Origin of the sequence: Yersinia sp. 1252 StPb PI, assembly GCF_048593885.1 — a bacterium.
GTDB classification, from domain to species: domain Bacteria; phylum Pseudomonadota; class Gammaproteobacteria; order Enterobacterales; family Enterobacteriaceae; genus Yersinia; species Yersinia enterocolitica_E.
Map to the genome: position 1 here is coordinate 1 of NZ_JAZGQE010000113.1, position 15958 is coordinate 15958.

The window sequence follows — 15958 nt, forward strand, 5'->3', positions numbered from 1 at the left end:
GCCTGTTTTATGAATAACCTCACCATCAAATAATAATTATCTCCGTTAAATAAATATCCCAACAAAAATAAAACCTCTTTTTATTAAACTTAAAGATAATTGATATTTGCAATATTGTCGGAATAATCTCATATAGCTAAAGAAGCCAAACCCACTACCAGCAAGTGATTCGAGCTGCATTTATGCTAGCCCCTCACTAATCCCGATGAACTTACTCAAGTAAGTGATTCGGGTAAGTGAACGCCGCTAACACCCCTGCAAGTTCAAGTAAGAAGGGGATAGGTAAATTAAACAGCTATGGGTTACTGTTACTCCTATCGCAGAAACGATTGGAGCACGTTATGACCTCAATGCCACGTACCCTTTTCATCTTGAACGGTAAGGAATCGGGTAATCTTGAAGTTCGCAATGCCGTCAAGAACTTGCGTGATGAAGGCATTATGCTTCATGTTCGAGTCACTTGGGAACACGGGGATGCGAAGCGTTATGTTGGCGAAGCTGCCGGTCTGGGGGTCGATACGGTAATTGCAGGCGGGGGAGATGGCACTATTAATGAAGTCGCCAGTGCGCTGATGGCCCTGCCCTCCTACAACCGCCCCAATTTAGGTATTGTGCCCTTAGGTACAGCCAACGATTTTGCCACCAGTTGTAACATTCCCCTGCACATAGAAAATGCATTTCAATTGGCAGTCAAAGGCCGGGCGGTCACCATTGATATCGCGCGAGTAAATAGCGAACACTACTTTATCAATATGGCGACCGGTGGCTTTGGCACCCGCATTACCACTGAGACACCGGAAAAACTCAAAGCCGTACTGGGTGGGGCTTCATACTTTATTCATGGCCTGATGCGTATGGATGCGATTAAAGCAGACAGTTGTGAAATACATGGGCCGGGTTTCGAATGGGCGGGTGATGCACTGGTAATAGGTATCGGCAACGGTCGGCAAGCCGGTGGTGGACAACCTCTCTGCCCCGATGCGCTAGTTAATGATGGCTTGCTGCAATTGCGGTTGCTGACCGCAGAGGAATTGCTTCCTGCCCTACTGACCAGCGTGTTCAGTGGTGAGAAAAATAAAAATGTAGTGGAGGCTACCTTGCCTTGGCTGGAAATCACAGCCCCCCATGACATCACTTTTAATCTGGATGGCGAACCACTGGCAGGCAAGCATTTCCGTATCGAAATAATCCCCAATGCGATTGGCTGCCGTCTGCCGCCAAATTGTGAACTGCTGGGCTAAATATCTATCCGTGGGCTATCTTCAGTTAGCCCATGATCCCTCTCGATTTTATTACCCTTATCGCTCTGCCTAACTCAACGTTGACCTGGCTTTAGCTCGAGTTAACGCATTTTTTTACGCAAAAACCTTTCATTTCAAACCTCTTTTCTTTTACATTTAATTTTCACTTTGAAAGGTTTTACTTTCAAAGTGTGATCCATATGCAATAAATAGATCTAAAAAATGATTATGGTAGTTCACATGGCGACAGACAAGATGCTGAAGTCCATGCTGGAACCTCAGTATTTTGAATACCGCTTTATCACGCGGTTCCTGAAGTTTCTTTTCAAAACAAAAGTTTATAAAAACAGCCATAACCTCGATTACAGGAGAAAAAAATGATTGAACTCATAACCCATGGAGCCGAGTGGTTTATCGGACTCTTCCAAAAAGGGGGCGAAGTTTTTGTTGGCATGGTCACCGGGATCTTACCTTTATTAATCAGTTTGTTAGTAATCATGAATGCACTGATCAAGTTTGTTGGTCAGGATAGGATTGAACGATTGGCTCAACGCTGTGCCGGTAACCCTGTTTCCCGTTACCTGTTGCTGCCACTGATCGGTACCTTTGTATTTTGTAACCCGATGACCTTAAGTCTCGGGCGTTTTATGCCAGAAAAATATAAACCAAGTTATTACGCGGCCGCCTCTTACAGTTGCCACTCAATGAATGGTTTGTTCCCACACATTAACCCAGGTGAGTTGTTCGTGTTCTTAGGTATTGCCAGTGGTTTAACCACACTGGGCTTACCCCTCGGCCCGCTGGCTGTTAGCTACTTCCTGGTTGGGTTGTTCACCAACTTCTTCCGTGGCTGGGTTACCGATCTGACGACCTCCATCTTTGAACGCAAAATGGGCATCCGTCTGGACCGTAACGTACAACTTTAATATGTAAATTAAATACATACTGTGTGGAGCAGAGCATGAGTGAATTCATCAGGATTGAAAAAGGCGAAGGCGGCTGGGGTGGCCCATTAGTGTTGCCAATCGTACCGGGTAAGAAAATTGTCTATATCACCGCGGGTACCCGCCCGGCCATTATTGACCGTATCAGTGAACTGACTGGCTGGGAAGCGGTGGATGGGTTCAAAGAAGGTGAGCCACCAGCCGAAGAGATCGCCGTGGCGATTATTGACTGTGGTGGCACCCTGCGCTGTGGCCTGTATCCGAAACGCCGTATTCCAACCGTTAATATCCATTCAACCGGTCAATCCGGGCCGATGGCGCAATACATACTGGAAGATATTTATGTTTCCGGTGTGCGTGAAAAAAATATCCATAAAGTCAGTGGAACCGATCACGCCACCGCAACGGCTGCACCAGCAGAACCGGCGACAGCAACCGCAAGCAAAGCTGGTCGTGATTACGATACCAGCAAGAAAATTACCGAACAAAGTGACGGGTTACTGGCGAAAGTCGGGATGGGGATGGGGTCTGTTGTGGCGGTATTCTTCCAGTCAGGCCGCGACACCATCGATACCGTACTGAAAACTATCCTGCCGTTTATGGCCTTCGTTTCGGCGTTAATCGGCATCATTATGGCATCCGGTTTGGGCGACTTTATCGCCCACGGCTTAACACCGCTGGCCAGCAGCCCGATAGGCTTAGTGCTCTTGGCACTGATCTGCTCCTTCCCACTGTTGTCACCGTTCTTAGGCCCAGGGGCCGTTATCGCACAAGTTATCGGCGTATTGGTTGGGGTACAAATTGGTTTGGGGAATATTCCACCGCAATTAGCCCTGCCAGCGTTATTTGCAATTAATGCCCAAGCAGCATGTGACTTTATCCCAGTAGGTCTGTCTTTGGCCGAAGCGAAACAAGATACCGTTCGTGTCGGTGTCCCTTCGGTTCTGGTTGGCCGTTTCCTTACCGGAGCGCCAACAGTATTGATTGCCTGGGCAGCATCAGCCTTTATCTATCAGTAAGCACTAAATACAAAATTATCTGTAATACATTCAACGGTTAAGGATGTACGTATGAATACTATTTATCAGACAACTATTACCAATATCGGCGACAGCGCCCGCGAGGCGCTGCTTGATGACATGCTTATCACCTTCCGCGAAGGGGCACCCAAAGATATTGAAGAGTTCTGTTTTATCCATCAGCACAGCGATACCGATGGAGAGCTACAGGCTGGCAACATTATGGAACTGGCTGATCTGCGCTATGTCATCACCGCAGTTGGCGAGGTGGCAACTCAGAACCTGCGTGAATTGGGTCATGTCACCATTCGTTTTAATGGTGATAAGCAGCCTGAGTTCCCCGGTTCTATCCATGTAATAGGGCCAACACCCGATGATATTCCTATCGGTAGCTCACTGAAATTTATTCGTTAATTTATTCATTTATACCCGATGTCATTAGCATCGCAGTTAACCCTGCGACAGCTTCAAGTACTAAGGGTATTAGCCGAAGTAATTGGAATTGCAAAGGAAGTAGACGAACAAATCCCGATGAGCTGACACTCGTCAGTGATTCGGGTGAGTGAGTTCGACTAACACCGCTGCAGCTTCAAGTACCAAGGATAATTTTGGAGGTAGTTATGTCACAAGTAGCAGTAGTTATTGGCGGTGGACAAACATTAGGCGCATTCTTGTGTCATGGTCTTGCCGAAGCAGGGTATAAAGTTGCAGTTGCTGATTTAAATTCAGCTAACGCACAGTTAGTCGCTGATCAGATTAATGCCGAATACGGCGCAGATAGCGCCCGTGGTTTTCAGGTTGATGCCACCAATGAAAGCAGCGTGCAAATGCTGGCAAAAGCAGTAGATCAAAGTTTCCATCAAACTAACCTGCTCGTTTACAGCGCAGGCATTGCCAAGGCAGCACCGATTACTGATTTCCCACTGGATGATTTTGACCGCTCACTACAGGTCAATCTGGTCGGTTACTTCTTATGTGCTCGTGAATTCTCTCGCCTGATGATCCGTGATGGCGTTGCCGGGCGAATTATCCAGATCAACTCCAAATCAGGTAAAGTGGGCAGTAAACACAACTCGGGTTACAGTGCTGCCAAGTTTGGTGGCGTTGGTTTGACCCAATCATTGGCTCTGGACTTGGCTGACTACGGTATCACGGTGCATTCCCTGATGTTAGGCAATCTGTTGAAATCACCGATGTTCCAATCACTTTTACCGCAGTACGCTGCAAAGTTGGGCATTCAACCAGAAGAAGTTGAAAAATATTACACCGATAAAGTGCCACTAAAACGGGGTTGTGATTATCAGGATGTGCTTAACATGCTGTTGTTCTACGCTAGCGATAAAGCCGCCTATTGCACCGGACAATCAATTAATATTACCGGTGGTCAGGTGATGTTTTAAGTGTGATGTTGTCTGAAAAAACAGTTTGTCATCCCAGCAAGCGAAGGGGACTGTTTCTAGCGGTCTCACAGAGGCGAGGCCCAAGGATGGGCCAAGCAACGAACGCAGCTAACACTGCTGCAACGTCAAGTAAGAAGGATAAAAATATGTCTCCAACATCAGCACTGATCACTATTGTTATCATCGCCTGGGTGCTGCAAATCATGCTTGGCTGGTGGCAAATCAATCGGTTTAACCGTGCTTTTGACCGCCTGTGTCAGCACAGTAAATCAGTTGGTGTTGGCCGATCTGGCGGGCGCTTTAAGCCCCGCGTGGTAATGGCGCTGGCTTTCGATGAAAATATGCGGGTCAGTGACAGCATGATCATGCGTGGCATTAGCGTTTTCGCCCGCCCACGCCCATTACCTCAGCTTCATGGCTTACATCAGCAGGATTTAATCCCGGATGTGATCTTCCCTACGGATAAAGCATGTCAAACTGCACTATTATTAGCGATTAAACCGAAATCATGATATTTTCACAATGAAAGCTATTCTTTTTCATGTGAAAGTTATGCCTGAAAAAGAGGCAATGGAAATACTTGAGCGGGGATCGTTATGAAGCCAAAGCAGCGACAGGTTGCAATACTGGAATATCTCCAACAACACGGAAAGACGGCCGTCGATCAACTCGCCGCACATTTTTCAACCACCGGTACCACTATTCGTAAGGATTTAACCAGTCTTGAAAATGAAGGGGCGGTTATCCGTACCTACGGTGGGGTCGTATTAAATCGTGATGATATAGAACAACCCATTGACCGTAAAACTCACATTAATACCGATAAGAAAAAACAAATTGCTCAAGCTGCCAGCAAACTGATTAAAGACGGTGATAGCCTGGTTTTTGATGCCGGTAGTACCGTGTTGCAAATGGTTCCCCACCTGACAAAATTCAACAATATCACGGTGATGACCAACAGCCTGCATATCGTCAATGAACTGGTTGAGCTGGATAACGATCAAACTATCTTGATGCCGGGTGGCACTTACCGTAAAGGTTCAGCCTCTTTTCATGGTAGTCTGGCAGAATCTGCATTTGATAATTTTAGTTTCGATCAACTGTTTATCGGTGCAGATGGTGTCGATCTGAAAGCAGGTGTCACCACGTTTAACGAAGTTTATCATGTTAGTACGGCGATGTGCCGTGCCGCTAGCCGCATTATTTTGCTGGTTGATTCCTCCAAATTTGGCCGTAAAAGCCCAAATGTAGTGTGCCCGTTAAGTGCCGTTGATATCCTGATTACAGATAAAGGTATTAGCCCAGAATATTTGCAAGCGCTACAGGACATGGGCATTAACATCATTCTGGTTGATAAAAATGACTAATCCGTTGATTACCTATGCCCGTGAAACACTGGAAATTGAACTGACAGAAGCGCATAAGCTGCTGTCACGTTTAGATGATAATTTTATTCGCGCCTGTGAGTTATTATTAGCCTGCACCGGTAAGGCTGTAGTTTCAGGGATTGGCAAATCTGGCCATATTGGTAAAAAGATTGCTGCATCACTGGCCAGCACTGGCACCCCCTCCTTCTTTGTACATCCGGCTGAAGCATTGCACGGCGATTTGGGCATGATTGGCCCTCAGGATGTGGTGATTTTTATCTCCTACTCAGGGCGCGCCAAAGAACTGGACCTGATTCTACCCTTGTTGGCGGATAGCCAGATCCCCGTGATTGCCATCACTGGCGGCAAAGAGTCCCCGCTGGCGCTGGGTGCTGCCTGTGTCTTGGATATCAGTGTCGAGCACGAAGCTTGCCCGATGGGGTTGGCTCCTACCTCCAGCGCGGTTAATACCCTGATGATGGGGGACGCTCTGGCAATGGCATTAATGCGCCATCGCGGTTTCGGTGCAGAAGATTTTGCCCGCTCACATCCTGGCGGCAGCTTGGGCGCAAGGCTACTTAATCGAGTCCATCACTTAATGAGAACCGGTGATCGCTTGCCGATGGTGAATGAATCCGACAGCGTAATGGAAGCCATGTTAGAACTGAGCCGTACAGGACTAGGGCTGGTGGCTGTATGTGACCCGGAGCAACGGGTTGTGGGGGTATTCACTGACGGTGATTTACGCCGCTGGCTGGTAAAAGGTGGCACCTTACAGCAACCCTTAGAAAATGCCATCACACGGCCAGGCTACCGATTACCTGAGCAATGGCGCGCAGGAGAAGCGCTGGAGGCACTGCATCAGCACCATCTCAGTGCCGCACCGGTGGTGAATCTGGATGGGAAACTGGTCGGAGCCATTAATCTGCACGACCTGCATCAAGCTGGCGTTGGTTGATATCCCCGTCATTGTTCAAGTTGTAGCTGTGTTGGTTGCATTCACGATTCAGGCCTCGCTGCTGCGAGGCCGCTGCAACCAGCATTCAAATCCGCCAGTGACATCTTCATCAATATAATCAATTAATCTAGATAAATTTACTTATTAGCGGCCTGCCTGCAATCAGTGCCAATTAGGATCTTGCTGTAACTGCTTTTTGAGCATGGCCTGGATACTGTCATTGGGGCGACCGAGCCATTGATAGGTCGCGAACTCACTCGGTTTATCAAGTGCTTGTGGCTTGTCCGCCACGGAAATACGCATTCCCCATGCCTGCCATACTTGTTTTTTATCCTGACTAAACGCCACCCACATAAAGTTATTACTGCAATCATGAGGTTTACAAATTCGCCCCACCTTATATTGCTGCCCTTGCCAATTTATCACCTCATAAGGTGCTGACGTCCCCACCCCTTTGCGTGCCCAGGCGGGGAGATTCTTTTGGCTTTTCACCATTTTTTGCCAGCTATTTTTATAAACCGGCTGTTGCAGCAGATCCGCCGTAGTCGGGCGGCTTTTGACAGAAGAAGTCTGGGCAACTGACGTGGTTGTGACAGTTGTGGTGGCTGGCTGCGCGAAAGCCCAGGAGCTGACACTGAGCATCACCGCAGCCACAAGACAATGGCGGGTTTTGTTACCTTTCATTATCGAAATCCTTATTATCTGATTAATCTACTCGCCGGACAGTGAGCCAGGCTCTGTGCAACGGCTTAGCGGCGTGGTATTAGTTTGCCTGTCTATGACCATCAACCGGCGAAAAAGTTGATCCATAGCACGAATTTTCATCCTAATTCCAGTTATACCACAATCTGTATGACAGCTTGAGTTAAGCTATGAACCAGATAGCTATCAGCCGATCCCACCCGATAAAAGGCCATGCCATGTTAACCGTTGAGTTACCCGAAGAACCCGAGAAGCTGTATTACTCTGCCGGGGATGCCCACCCGCTGGCTAAGCTTGAAACGGATAAAATTATCCAGATGGTTATCGATCTGGATGTTGCCAATTCCGACAGCGAACATTATGTCACTGGCTGGATGGGACTAAATAGCGTGGTGGTGGTACGTAATTACCAAAATAAGCGCGGTACAGCCAATGGTTTTGTGGTGAATAAAGGCGATCGCTATCGTCTGAGCATTCAATCCATTGAATTTCGCATTCCTAAGGCCGTGTTGTGGATGAGCTTTCGCCGTAAACCCCGCACCATGGAGTTAATCACCTACGAAACATTGGGCGAACAACCCAGCGGTATGCAGCAGTACCGTAATATCCTCGATGAAGAGTTGCTACAGCAACTCGATGCCGATTGGCGCGAATTGAATGATTATCTTGGTGCAGCCTGCTGGCAACTTGAAAATGACACCCCGCTGTGGCAACAAACCCGACAACAGATAACGCCCGAGGCTATCCGTCAGTTAGTCGATGCGCCTATTTTTCGCACCAAACATCTACAGGCTGATGGGGATTACGCCGGGTTCTGGGCCGGAGAGTACTTTTTTGCCGTTCGCCAACCTAGCGCAGGCAACCCATTACCTGCGGTACAAATCTCCTGGCGTGAAGATGAAAAAGATATCGGCAGTTATCAATTTGATCTGATTAACGATGAAACAGGCGAGCCAAAACTCTCACTGTGTATTCGCCCACGCAAAGGCGCGGACAGCTATCTGCTTAACCGTTTTGATGCCCATCACTTACAACGTGCCATCGCGATGTTTGTGATGACTCAGCGCTATTTATTAGCATGAAATTCAATAAATAAGGCATGCACTTCGTCATTGGAGCTACAGGTAGGCGGCAAGTGAACACATCCCGATGAGCTGACTCAAGTCAGTGATTCGGGGGGGTGAGCGCAGCTAACACCCCTGCGACTTCAAGGACGAAGGGGATTACCACCACTGGTGAAAATGATGCACCGGCCCGATCCCCTGCCCGACTTCAAGGGAATCGGCTTGTTCTAATGCACCTTGCAGATAGTGTTTGGCGGCATTCACCGTATCTACCCAATCGTGGTGCCGTGGCCGTAAGGCCGCCAATGCGGCCGATAAGGTGCAGCCGGTGCCGTGGGTATGGCGAGTATTTACTCTGCGGGTAACAAAACGCTGTTCGCCTTGTGCCGTAAACAGCCAATCGGGGCTATCCTCACCGCTCAGATGCCCTCCTTTCATCAATACTCCCTGACAGCCCAGAGCCAACAGTGCTCGCCCCTGTTCACACATTTGTTGCTCATCGCGGGCAGGCTGGCAATTGAGTAGCGCGGCTGCTTCTGGCAGATTCGGGGTAATCAAAGCCACCCGCGGTAACAGCAGTTGACGTACTGCGTCTACGGCCTCTGGCGCCAATAAAGGATCACCGCTTTTGGCGACCATAACGGTATCTAGCACCACAAATGGGATGGGATAACGTTGCAGTTGTGTGGCAACAATCTCGACAATGTCAGCATTAGCCAACATACCGATTTTCGCGCTATCGATGCGCACATCACTGAGAACAGAATCGAGTTGAGCTGCAACAAACGCCGGTTCGATGGGATAAACTGACTGCACACCACAGGTATTTTGTGCCACCAAGGCGGTGATCACACTGGTGCCGTAAGCTTGCAAAGCAGAGAAAGTTTTCAAATCAGCCTGAATACCGGCCCCACCGCTAGGGTCAGTTCCGGCAATCGTGAGTGCATTAATTCGCTTCATGAATATCTCTCCACACTCATATCAATGGGAGTTCGAATGGCAGCAACAGCGAGAATAGCTAAAGAGAAAACGGCAGGTTGAACGAACATATTCCTCCTAACCGGCGGTCAAGAAGGCGGAACCCTAAGGTGCCGAGACTTCCCTACGCTGGCATAATCCAGATCAGGTAATACGGGTAATATCTCAGCCATGCCACTGTTTGTGGCAGGCACCCCGAGTCAGAATTGTTATTATCATGGGCAGGTGGTAGAAGATCAATCATGTATTGGCTCAACCAATGATCAATTTCGCGAAAGCACCCTGTTTTGGAGGTATAACCGTAGGATGAGTATCAAGATTCGTCAGTATCAGGAAAGTGACCGGCCATTCCTGCGCACCTTGTATCTGGCATCACGTAAAGCAGCCTTTACCTGGCTGGACGTTGAACACTTTAGGCTGGAAGATTTTGATCGCTCAACCATCGGTGAAACTGTGCTGGTCGCCGTTGATGGCGATCAACACTTAGGTTTTGCCTCAATTTTTATGGAAGAGAGTTTCCTGCATCATCTGTTTATTGACCCTGCGCTACAACAGTCCGGTACGGGAAAAGCCTTATTGCAGGCAGCACAACAGCTATTTACCAGCCACGGCTCACTCAAATGTCTGGCAAAAAACCAGCAGGCGCTGGCGTTTTATCAAAAACAGGGGTGGGTAGCTATAGCCACCGGCATCAGTAATGATGGCGAATATACATTAATGCATTGGCATAATGAGAAGGTTAAATAAGCACAAGGGAACCGGGTTTCCTGGTGCTTATTTTCTATTCCCCGCGCAGCGCCTTCACATCATCGGCTTTTATATTCAGTGCCGGTTGTCCGAATTGCTGTAGCAGATAATGACTCAAACTAACAACCTGCTCATCGGTCAAGGTGTTGGCAAACCCGGGCATAAAGACTTCACCGTCATTGGTTTTGCGTGACACACCGTGGAGAATCACATTAATCAGGTTATTGGGCACGGATGCCCCGACCACCGAGTTTTTCATCAATGAAGGGTAATAACCGTCTTTTACGCCCTCACCGGTGAAACTGTGGCAACTGGCACAGTTCCCCAAATACAGGCGCGCGCCGTCAGTGTTGTTATCTGCCGTGAAAGGCATACCGCGTAAGGAATTAACACTACTCGCCGCTTGCCCCCAATCCGAACGACTCTTGGTTTCGTCATCTGGATTTAATGGCTCCAGGGTACGCAGATACACCGCCATGGCATTGAGATCACTCTCGCTCAGGTGGCGAGTGCTGTTCTCAATAACTTCAGCCATCGGCCCGGCAGCTTGCGCTTTACCGTCAACATGGCCGGTGCGCAAATATTGCACCACCTGTTGCTGACTCCAGCCGCCAATACCGGCATGTGGATCAGCGGTAATATTAAACGCCGTCCAACCATTAATCTCTGCCCCCCCATAGGCTTTGCTCTCTTTCATCCCCATGGTGATATTACGCGGGGTATGGCACTCACCACAGTGCCCCAATGCTTCAACAAAGTAAGCCCCCTGATTCCATTGTGCATCTTTAGTGTTGTCCGGCTGAAAGCGCTCCCCCTCGAAATTGACCAAATTCCAGAACCACAATCCCCAACGCTGGTTGAATGGGAAAGGCATGTCATTTTCGCGGTTAGCTTGATGCACTGCTGGCAGACTAAACAGATAGGCTTTAATGGCTTTGACGTCAGCATCCGTCAACAACGTATATGAGGTGTAAGGGAATGCCGGGTAGAGATTCTCACCATTTTTCCCTTTCCCTTCATGTAATGCGCGCAAGAACTCTTCATCCGTCCAATTGCCAATTCCGGTCTCTTTATCGGGCGTGATGTTGGGCGAATATAGCGTGCCCATCGGCGTCTTGAAGGCAAGTCCACCGGCAAAAGGCTTGCCGTCTTTGGTGGTATGGCAGGCCACACAGTCAGCGGCCTTAGTCAGGTACTCACCACGTGCAATCAGGTCAGCATCAGCACTGGCATACCCAGTTACGGCTAAACCTAATGCGATAAACAGGAGATTCACTGAACAGCCCAAGGTTTGTTTTCTCATCTTACACCTCGGCCTTTAATGTTTCAGCGATACGCAGCGAGAGTGCGGCAATCGTCAAAGTACAATTAACTGAACCGACAGTTGGCATTACACTACTACTGGCGATAAACAGGTTTTTATGGTCATGGGTACGACAATCGCTGTCCACTACCGAGTCTTTCGGGTCACTGCCCATAATGGTGGTACCCGTAATATGATTGTTATTGGCGAAGTTATTGTTGAATTTAACCTCGGTTCCCCCCATCAGCTTTGCCGCCTCGGCATAGACCTGCTGAGTGTGTACCGCACTTTTTCGCACATAATCATCCATTGCATAGTAAAACTCGGGTTTCGCAATACCGATGGCGTCTTTCTCGCTAGCGCTGGGGATAATACGATTTTCGACATGAGGCAAAATCTCGTGGAAGCTGTCGAATTGTACAAAACGCGCGGCCCTGTCACGGATTTTGGCCTCAAGCTGTGGCCCGAGTTGCAAATCCCCCTGTTTGAGTAATTCAATCGTGACTTGATCGGTACGTGACAAATTGGATAAATGAATTTTTTTCGCTGCAAAATCAGCGCGGAATGCACCATCACGGAAGCCGATCATCGACGTCATTTCCTGCGGCCCACGCCCTGGCCACAAGGGTTCACTGGCCATAAAAGTCACCCCGGTTCCGGGGTGATCCATTAGATTGCGCCCCACCATATCGGAACTATTACCCACTCCCCGTGGATTTTTCTCATCGGTGGACATCAGCATCAGTTTCGGAATTTCAATGCCATTGGCGGCCAGTACAAAGTATTTACCCTCAGCCCGATGCTCATTGCCTTGTTCATCTTTAAACAGTGCTGCAATAATCTGCTGTTTATCATTAACTTCTAACTTATAAACCACCGCTTTGGGGCGCACGACTGCCCCCGCCTGCTCGGCTTTTTCGACATGAGTGATACCGTTATACATGGCGCCAATCGGGCAAATAGGCATGCAGTTGTTATTACCACAACAGGTTGGCCGGCCATCATAAGGGCGACTGTTACGGGCGACCGGTTCAGTGACCACATTGAAACTTCCGCCGTTAAAGCTGCCACCGTTAAAAACATGGCTATTTAACACCGTCTTGATGCGCTGTTCATTCCACGATAATGGCAATGGTGCCATCGGATAGGGTTCGCTGCGGGGTGATCCTAGATCTTCATCACTTGGCCCCCAAACACCTAATTCCTGTTCAGCGCGCAGATACCACTTTTCCAACACCGCATACTCAATTGGCCAATCTCGCCCGACGCCATACACGGTTTTCAGTTTGAAATCGTTAGGCAAAAAGCGCCAGGCAGAAGCCGCCCAGTGCCAGGTTGTGCCACCCACTGCGCGGATATATTGCACATCATACGGATGTTCACCCTTTTGAATCAGATAGTTATTATTTGGGTTAGATTCAGGATGAGGCGCATACGCGGTGGAAGGATATGGCGCCATGTTGTCTGATTTATCCGGCTGATTACGGAAGTTTTCTACAATTTCCCAGCGAGAGAGGCGCGGACCTGCCTCTAAAACCAGTACTGACTTGCCAGCCATGGCCAGTTGATGGGCAACCAGCCCTCCTGCAACACCCGAGCCAATAACGACGATATCCGCCTTTAGTGTGTCAGCCATAAATGTATTCTCCAAAATTATAAGGCGACATCAGGCTTTACAGCCCAGTATCCGGGTTTATTCGGGCAATAAGAGCGAATAACCAACACATCGGATACCGCATCGAACATCAACGCATTCTCATAGCTGATTACCGCCGCATCGGTTCCCTCACCGATCACGCCGACATACCAGCCTTGCAATATTTGCCGGGCGATTTGCTGTTGCAGAGGTGGCCATTGCTGAGGTTCACCCGCAGGCAACGGTTGTAACAAGGAGAGTTTTTGGTCAAAACCGCCTATTTTCCCGAGCAAAACCTGATAGATTCGTTGACCAACCTGCACATTAAGCTGGCGCTTACCGGTCAATGCGCGTGATACCAACATGAATCTTTCTAAATTCTGCGGCGAGGTTTGGGTCGATGCCGCGAAAGCATCTAATGAAAGGGGACTCATCAGGCTACTGACTAGCCCGACGCCGATATATCCCAGCAGACGGCGGCGTGAAATACCCCGCACCTGAGGTATCGGAGAGAGATTTACCGACATGTTTTTTCTCCACAAAACAGCACGCACGCAGTATTCATCCGTTGTATTTAGGAACATGCTGCTAATCGGCATGTGCTAACAGATGCGGGCTACTGCGAGCTAAACTACCCTGCGTGTTACACAGCGGCAGTGGCAATCTTGACTAATAATGAATGGACTTCTCGTCTTATTGACGATGTAAGTTATGAGATGCAGATGTTAAATATTTAGTTGAGTTGTAAAGATTCGTCAAGATTATACCTCCTCAGTGAAGGGGTAAAGCAAAACGTGATTCATATCACATTTTGTAACTATAGAGCCGGATCATGCCTTCACCTCAATCATTACTTCAATACGATTAAGGACATATGCCACTTGATGCCAAACTTGCTGATATTCGGTTGAGTTATAGGTACGTAAAAATTCCACCAGCAGTGTTTTGGTTTGTTGCCATATTGCATCATCGACCGGATGCTCTTTATTGGTCTCAAAGAAGGTTTCCAGTGTTTCAACTTTTTGCAGGTAAGCATCCAACGCAGCAGTCCATTCACTTGTATGCAACTTGTGAGAAATTTGCGCCAGCAGCCAGGGCATATAGTCGCGACTGAGGCTAACATCCCAAGTATCAGCATCTGTTGCAGACCATGTGGCACTTAGATAATCACAATGTGTGCCTTGATCATCGGTAAATCCGTGCAATGCACAAATAGCCTTTTCTACATCAAGCACATAGCCTAAGGCCGGACTATTAATAAATACAGCATCATGAGGGGTTCGCTCATTAAAATTCACTACAGCACCTATGTATTCACCTAATTTTGGCCCAGTCATCACACCTTTGAAGTTAATATATGGTGGTTTTTCATTCATATAAAAATGCAAAACTTTATTTTTATATCCATTAACCAGATAATGATATTCCCAGTCAGCCATAAAGTACCATTTTTTGCTGTATATATTATAAGCTACTCCATTATCACAACGGTACTCTAAACTATTATCACTGTAGTTACTGCGATGGTAGGTAAAGCTAATCGCCGAAGGTTGGTCAGTGCCATCATTCAATAATGAAAGGCACGAGGACTCTATTAACGCTTTACCTTTACTTAATTTATTATAAGCCATCAGTGATTGAATTTCTGCATCATAATAAATATGATTCCTACCTTCTTTATTTCCCAAATAGATATAGGTATCATCTGGTTGGTCCAACCGATGGGTTATTACCTCACGTTGGTCATTTACCCCCCTTGATTCAAGCGTTTCCTTATATTGTAATAATGGTCTAACTGCCTTTTCCTGCCACGTTTCAATAGTAGACGCATCAAACCATAGAGTGTATTTATCCACGGTTCCCTGCTGAAAATGTTGTTCCCTGCCATGTAGAATATTAATCGGGCTAGTATGTAAGCTCACATAGAAACCGATTTGATCTAATGATAACGCGGTACCCGTCCCTTGATTGACTAATCTTATTTCATTTTCTACCACCTGAGGGAACCAATACTGGCCAGAATTATTAAAATCACAATAGGTAAATGCCACATCAGCATCAAGCTGGGAACTACGCCGAACCACCGGTGACAAACAGTAAAGGTTGCGATCAAACCCTTGCCCGATAAAGGCCGTCATTATCTGCCCTGCATGACTATAAAAGAAGTAAGAACTTTGTCCATCAGCACCAATAGGCTGACTTTGCTTGGTTAAAAAGATGCTATGACCATTGTTAACATAATAATCATAGCTGAAATATTTTTCAGCGAAAATGTCTGAATGGTAATTGAATGTCACCCTCTTATTCTCAGGATATAAATTCTTTGGTAATACACGATAAGAACTGATGTCTGCTGTTAATCCATACTGCGCCAACTCAGCCGCATTGGTGCTTTTATAAAGCGTAGCAGACTTCCCCAAAAATGAATAATCACTAAAAACCTCAACCCGTAAATTTAGCGGAATTTTTATTGATGCAATATTATTATTCCATTGGCTAAATAGCCATTCATCCTCGGTATAATAAGGCACGCAAAATTTTGTGCCGTCCTCCTTTTCAGAATAATTATCTTTTGAATAAAAACAGACATTATCTTCAT

16 protein-coding genes and 1 riboswitch are annotated in these 15958 nt (G+C 47.5%); of the genes, 10 read left to right on the forward strand and 6 right to left on the reverse strand.

Annotation, left to right across the window (positions count from 1 at the left end; genetic code table 11):
• Window positions 1–350 precede the first annotated feature (350 nt).
• The 8 genes from yegS (at window position 351) to gutQ (ending at window position 6929) form a co-directional block, all read left to right on the forward strand.
• A complete protein-coding gene (yegS, locus tag V2A85_RS15675) occupies window positions 351–1241 on the forward strand; it encodes a lipid kinase YegS (RefSeq protein ID WP_372559937.1) in 891 nt (296 codons plus the stop codon).
• Window positions 1242–1618: 377 nt separating this feature from the next.
• Window positions 1619–2167, forward strand: a complete 549-nt coding sequence (gene srlA / locus V2A85_RS15680) for a PTS glucitol/sorbitol transporter subunit IIC (protein ID WP_004877312.1) — start codon at window positions 1619–1621, stop codon at window positions 2165–2167.
• A gap of 35 nt (window positions 2168–2202) precedes the next feature.
• Window positions 2203–3204 (forward strand): PTS glucitol/sorbitol transporter subunit IIB, encoded by a 1002-nt coding sequence (srlE, locus tag V2A85_RS15685; protein ID WP_083163240.1) that lies wholly within the window; start codon window positions 2203–2205, stop codon window positions 3202–3204.
• A 51-nt stretch (window positions 3205–3255) separates the two neighbouring features.
• Complete coding sequence (gene srlB / locus V2A85_RS15690) at window positions 3256–3618, forward strand: PTS glucitol/sorbitol transporter subunit IIA (RefSeq protein ID WP_083163238.1); 363 nt, start codon at window positions 3256–3258, stop codon at window positions 3616–3618.
• A gap of 206 nt (window positions 3619–3824) precedes the next feature.
• A complete protein-coding gene (srlD, locus tag V2A85_RS15695; RefSeq protein WP_372559646.1) occupies window positions 3825–4604 on the forward strand; it encodes a sorbitol-6-phosphate dehydrogenase in 780 nt (259 codons plus the stop codon).
• Window positions 4605–4750: 146 nt separating this feature from the next.
• A complete protein-coding gene (gene gutM / locus V2A85_RS15700) occupies window positions 4751–5116 on the forward strand; it encodes a transcriptional regulator GutM (RefSeq protein ID WP_083163234.1) in 366 nt (121 codons plus the stop codon).
• Between the two features lie 84 nt (window positions 5117–5200).
• Window positions 5201–5971 carry a glucitol operon DNA-binding transcriptional repressor SrlR gene (gene srlR, locus V2A85_RS15705; protein WP_083163232.1) on the forward strand — a complete coding sequence of 257 codons (771 nt, stop codon included), beginning with the start codon at window positions 5201–5203 and terminating at the stop codon, window positions 5969–5971.
• Window positions 5964–6929 (forward strand): arabinose-5-phosphate isomerase GutQ, encoded by a 966-nt coding sequence (gutQ, locus tag V2A85_RS15710; protein ID WP_083163230.1) that lies wholly within the window; start codon window positions 5964–5966, stop codon window positions 6927–6929. Before srlR ends, gutQ begins: the two co-directional genes overlap by 8 nt.
• Before the next feature lie 162 nt (window positions 6930–7091).
• Here the strand turns inward: gutQ and V2A85_RS15715 are convergent, their stop codons facing one another.
• Window positions 7092–7613, reverse strand: a complete 522-nt coding sequence (locus tag V2A85_RS15715) for an inhibitor of vertebrate lysozyme family protein (RefSeq protein WP_372559648.1) — start codon at window positions 7611–7613, stop codon at window positions 7092–7094.
• 236 nt (window positions 7614–7849) lie between these two features.
• Between V2A85_RS15715 and V2A85_RS15720 the strand changes: the two genes are divergently transcribed.
• Entirely contained in the window at window positions 7850–8713 is an 864-nt protein-coding gene (locus V2A85_RS15720; protein WP_420071792.1) for a hypothetical protein, read from the forward strand.
• A gap of 141 nt (window positions 8714–8854) precedes the next feature.
• Here V2A85_RS15720 and thiD read toward each other — a convergent pair whose 3' ends face one another.
• A complete protein-coding gene (thiD, locus tag V2A85_RS15725) occupies window positions 8855–9655 on the reverse strand; it encodes a bifunctional hydroxymethylpyrimidine kinase/phosphomethylpyrimidine kinase (protein ID WP_420071789.1) in 801 nt (266 codons plus the stop codon).
• 122 nt (window positions 9656–9777) lie between these two features.
• Window positions 9778–9881: riboswitch (TPP riboswitch) on the reverse strand.
• Window positions 9882–9979: 98 nt separating this feature from the next.
• Here thiD and V2A85_RS15730 point away from each other — a divergent pair.
• Window positions 9980–10420 (forward strand): GNAT family N-acetyltransferase, encoded by a 441-nt coding sequence (locus V2A85_RS15730; protein ID WP_372559650.1) that lies wholly within the window; start codon window positions 9980–9982, stop codon window positions 10418–10420.
• 34 nt (window positions 10421–10454) lie between these two features.
• On the opposite strand, the gene V2A85_RS15735 is transcribed toward V2A85_RS15730, so the two are convergent.
• From V2A85_RS15735 to V2A85_RS15750, 4 genes are all read right to left on the reverse strand, one after another.
• Entirely contained in the window at window positions 10455–11723 is a 1269-nt protein-coding gene (locus V2A85_RS15735; protein ID WP_372559651.1) for a c-type cytochrome, read from the reverse strand.
• A 1-nt stretch (window position 11724) separates the two neighbouring features.
• Entirely contained in the window at window positions 11725–13359 is a 1635-nt protein-coding gene (locus V2A85_RS15740) for a GMC family oxidoreductase (RefSeq protein ID WP_372559652.1), read from the reverse strand.
• Between the two features lie 17 nt (window positions 13360–13376).
• The gene (locus V2A85_RS15745; protein WP_420071790.1) at window positions 13377–13886 is read right to left on the reverse strand and encodes a sugar dehydrogenase complex small subunit; all 510 of its coding nucleotides are present in this window, start codon (window positions 13884–13886) and stop codon (window positions 13377–13379) included.
• 303 nt (window positions 13887–14189) lie between these two features.
• On the reverse strand, window positions 14190–15958 hold a 1769-nt coding region (locus V2A85_RS15750), incomplete at its 5' end, for a hypothetical protein (protein WP_420071791.1).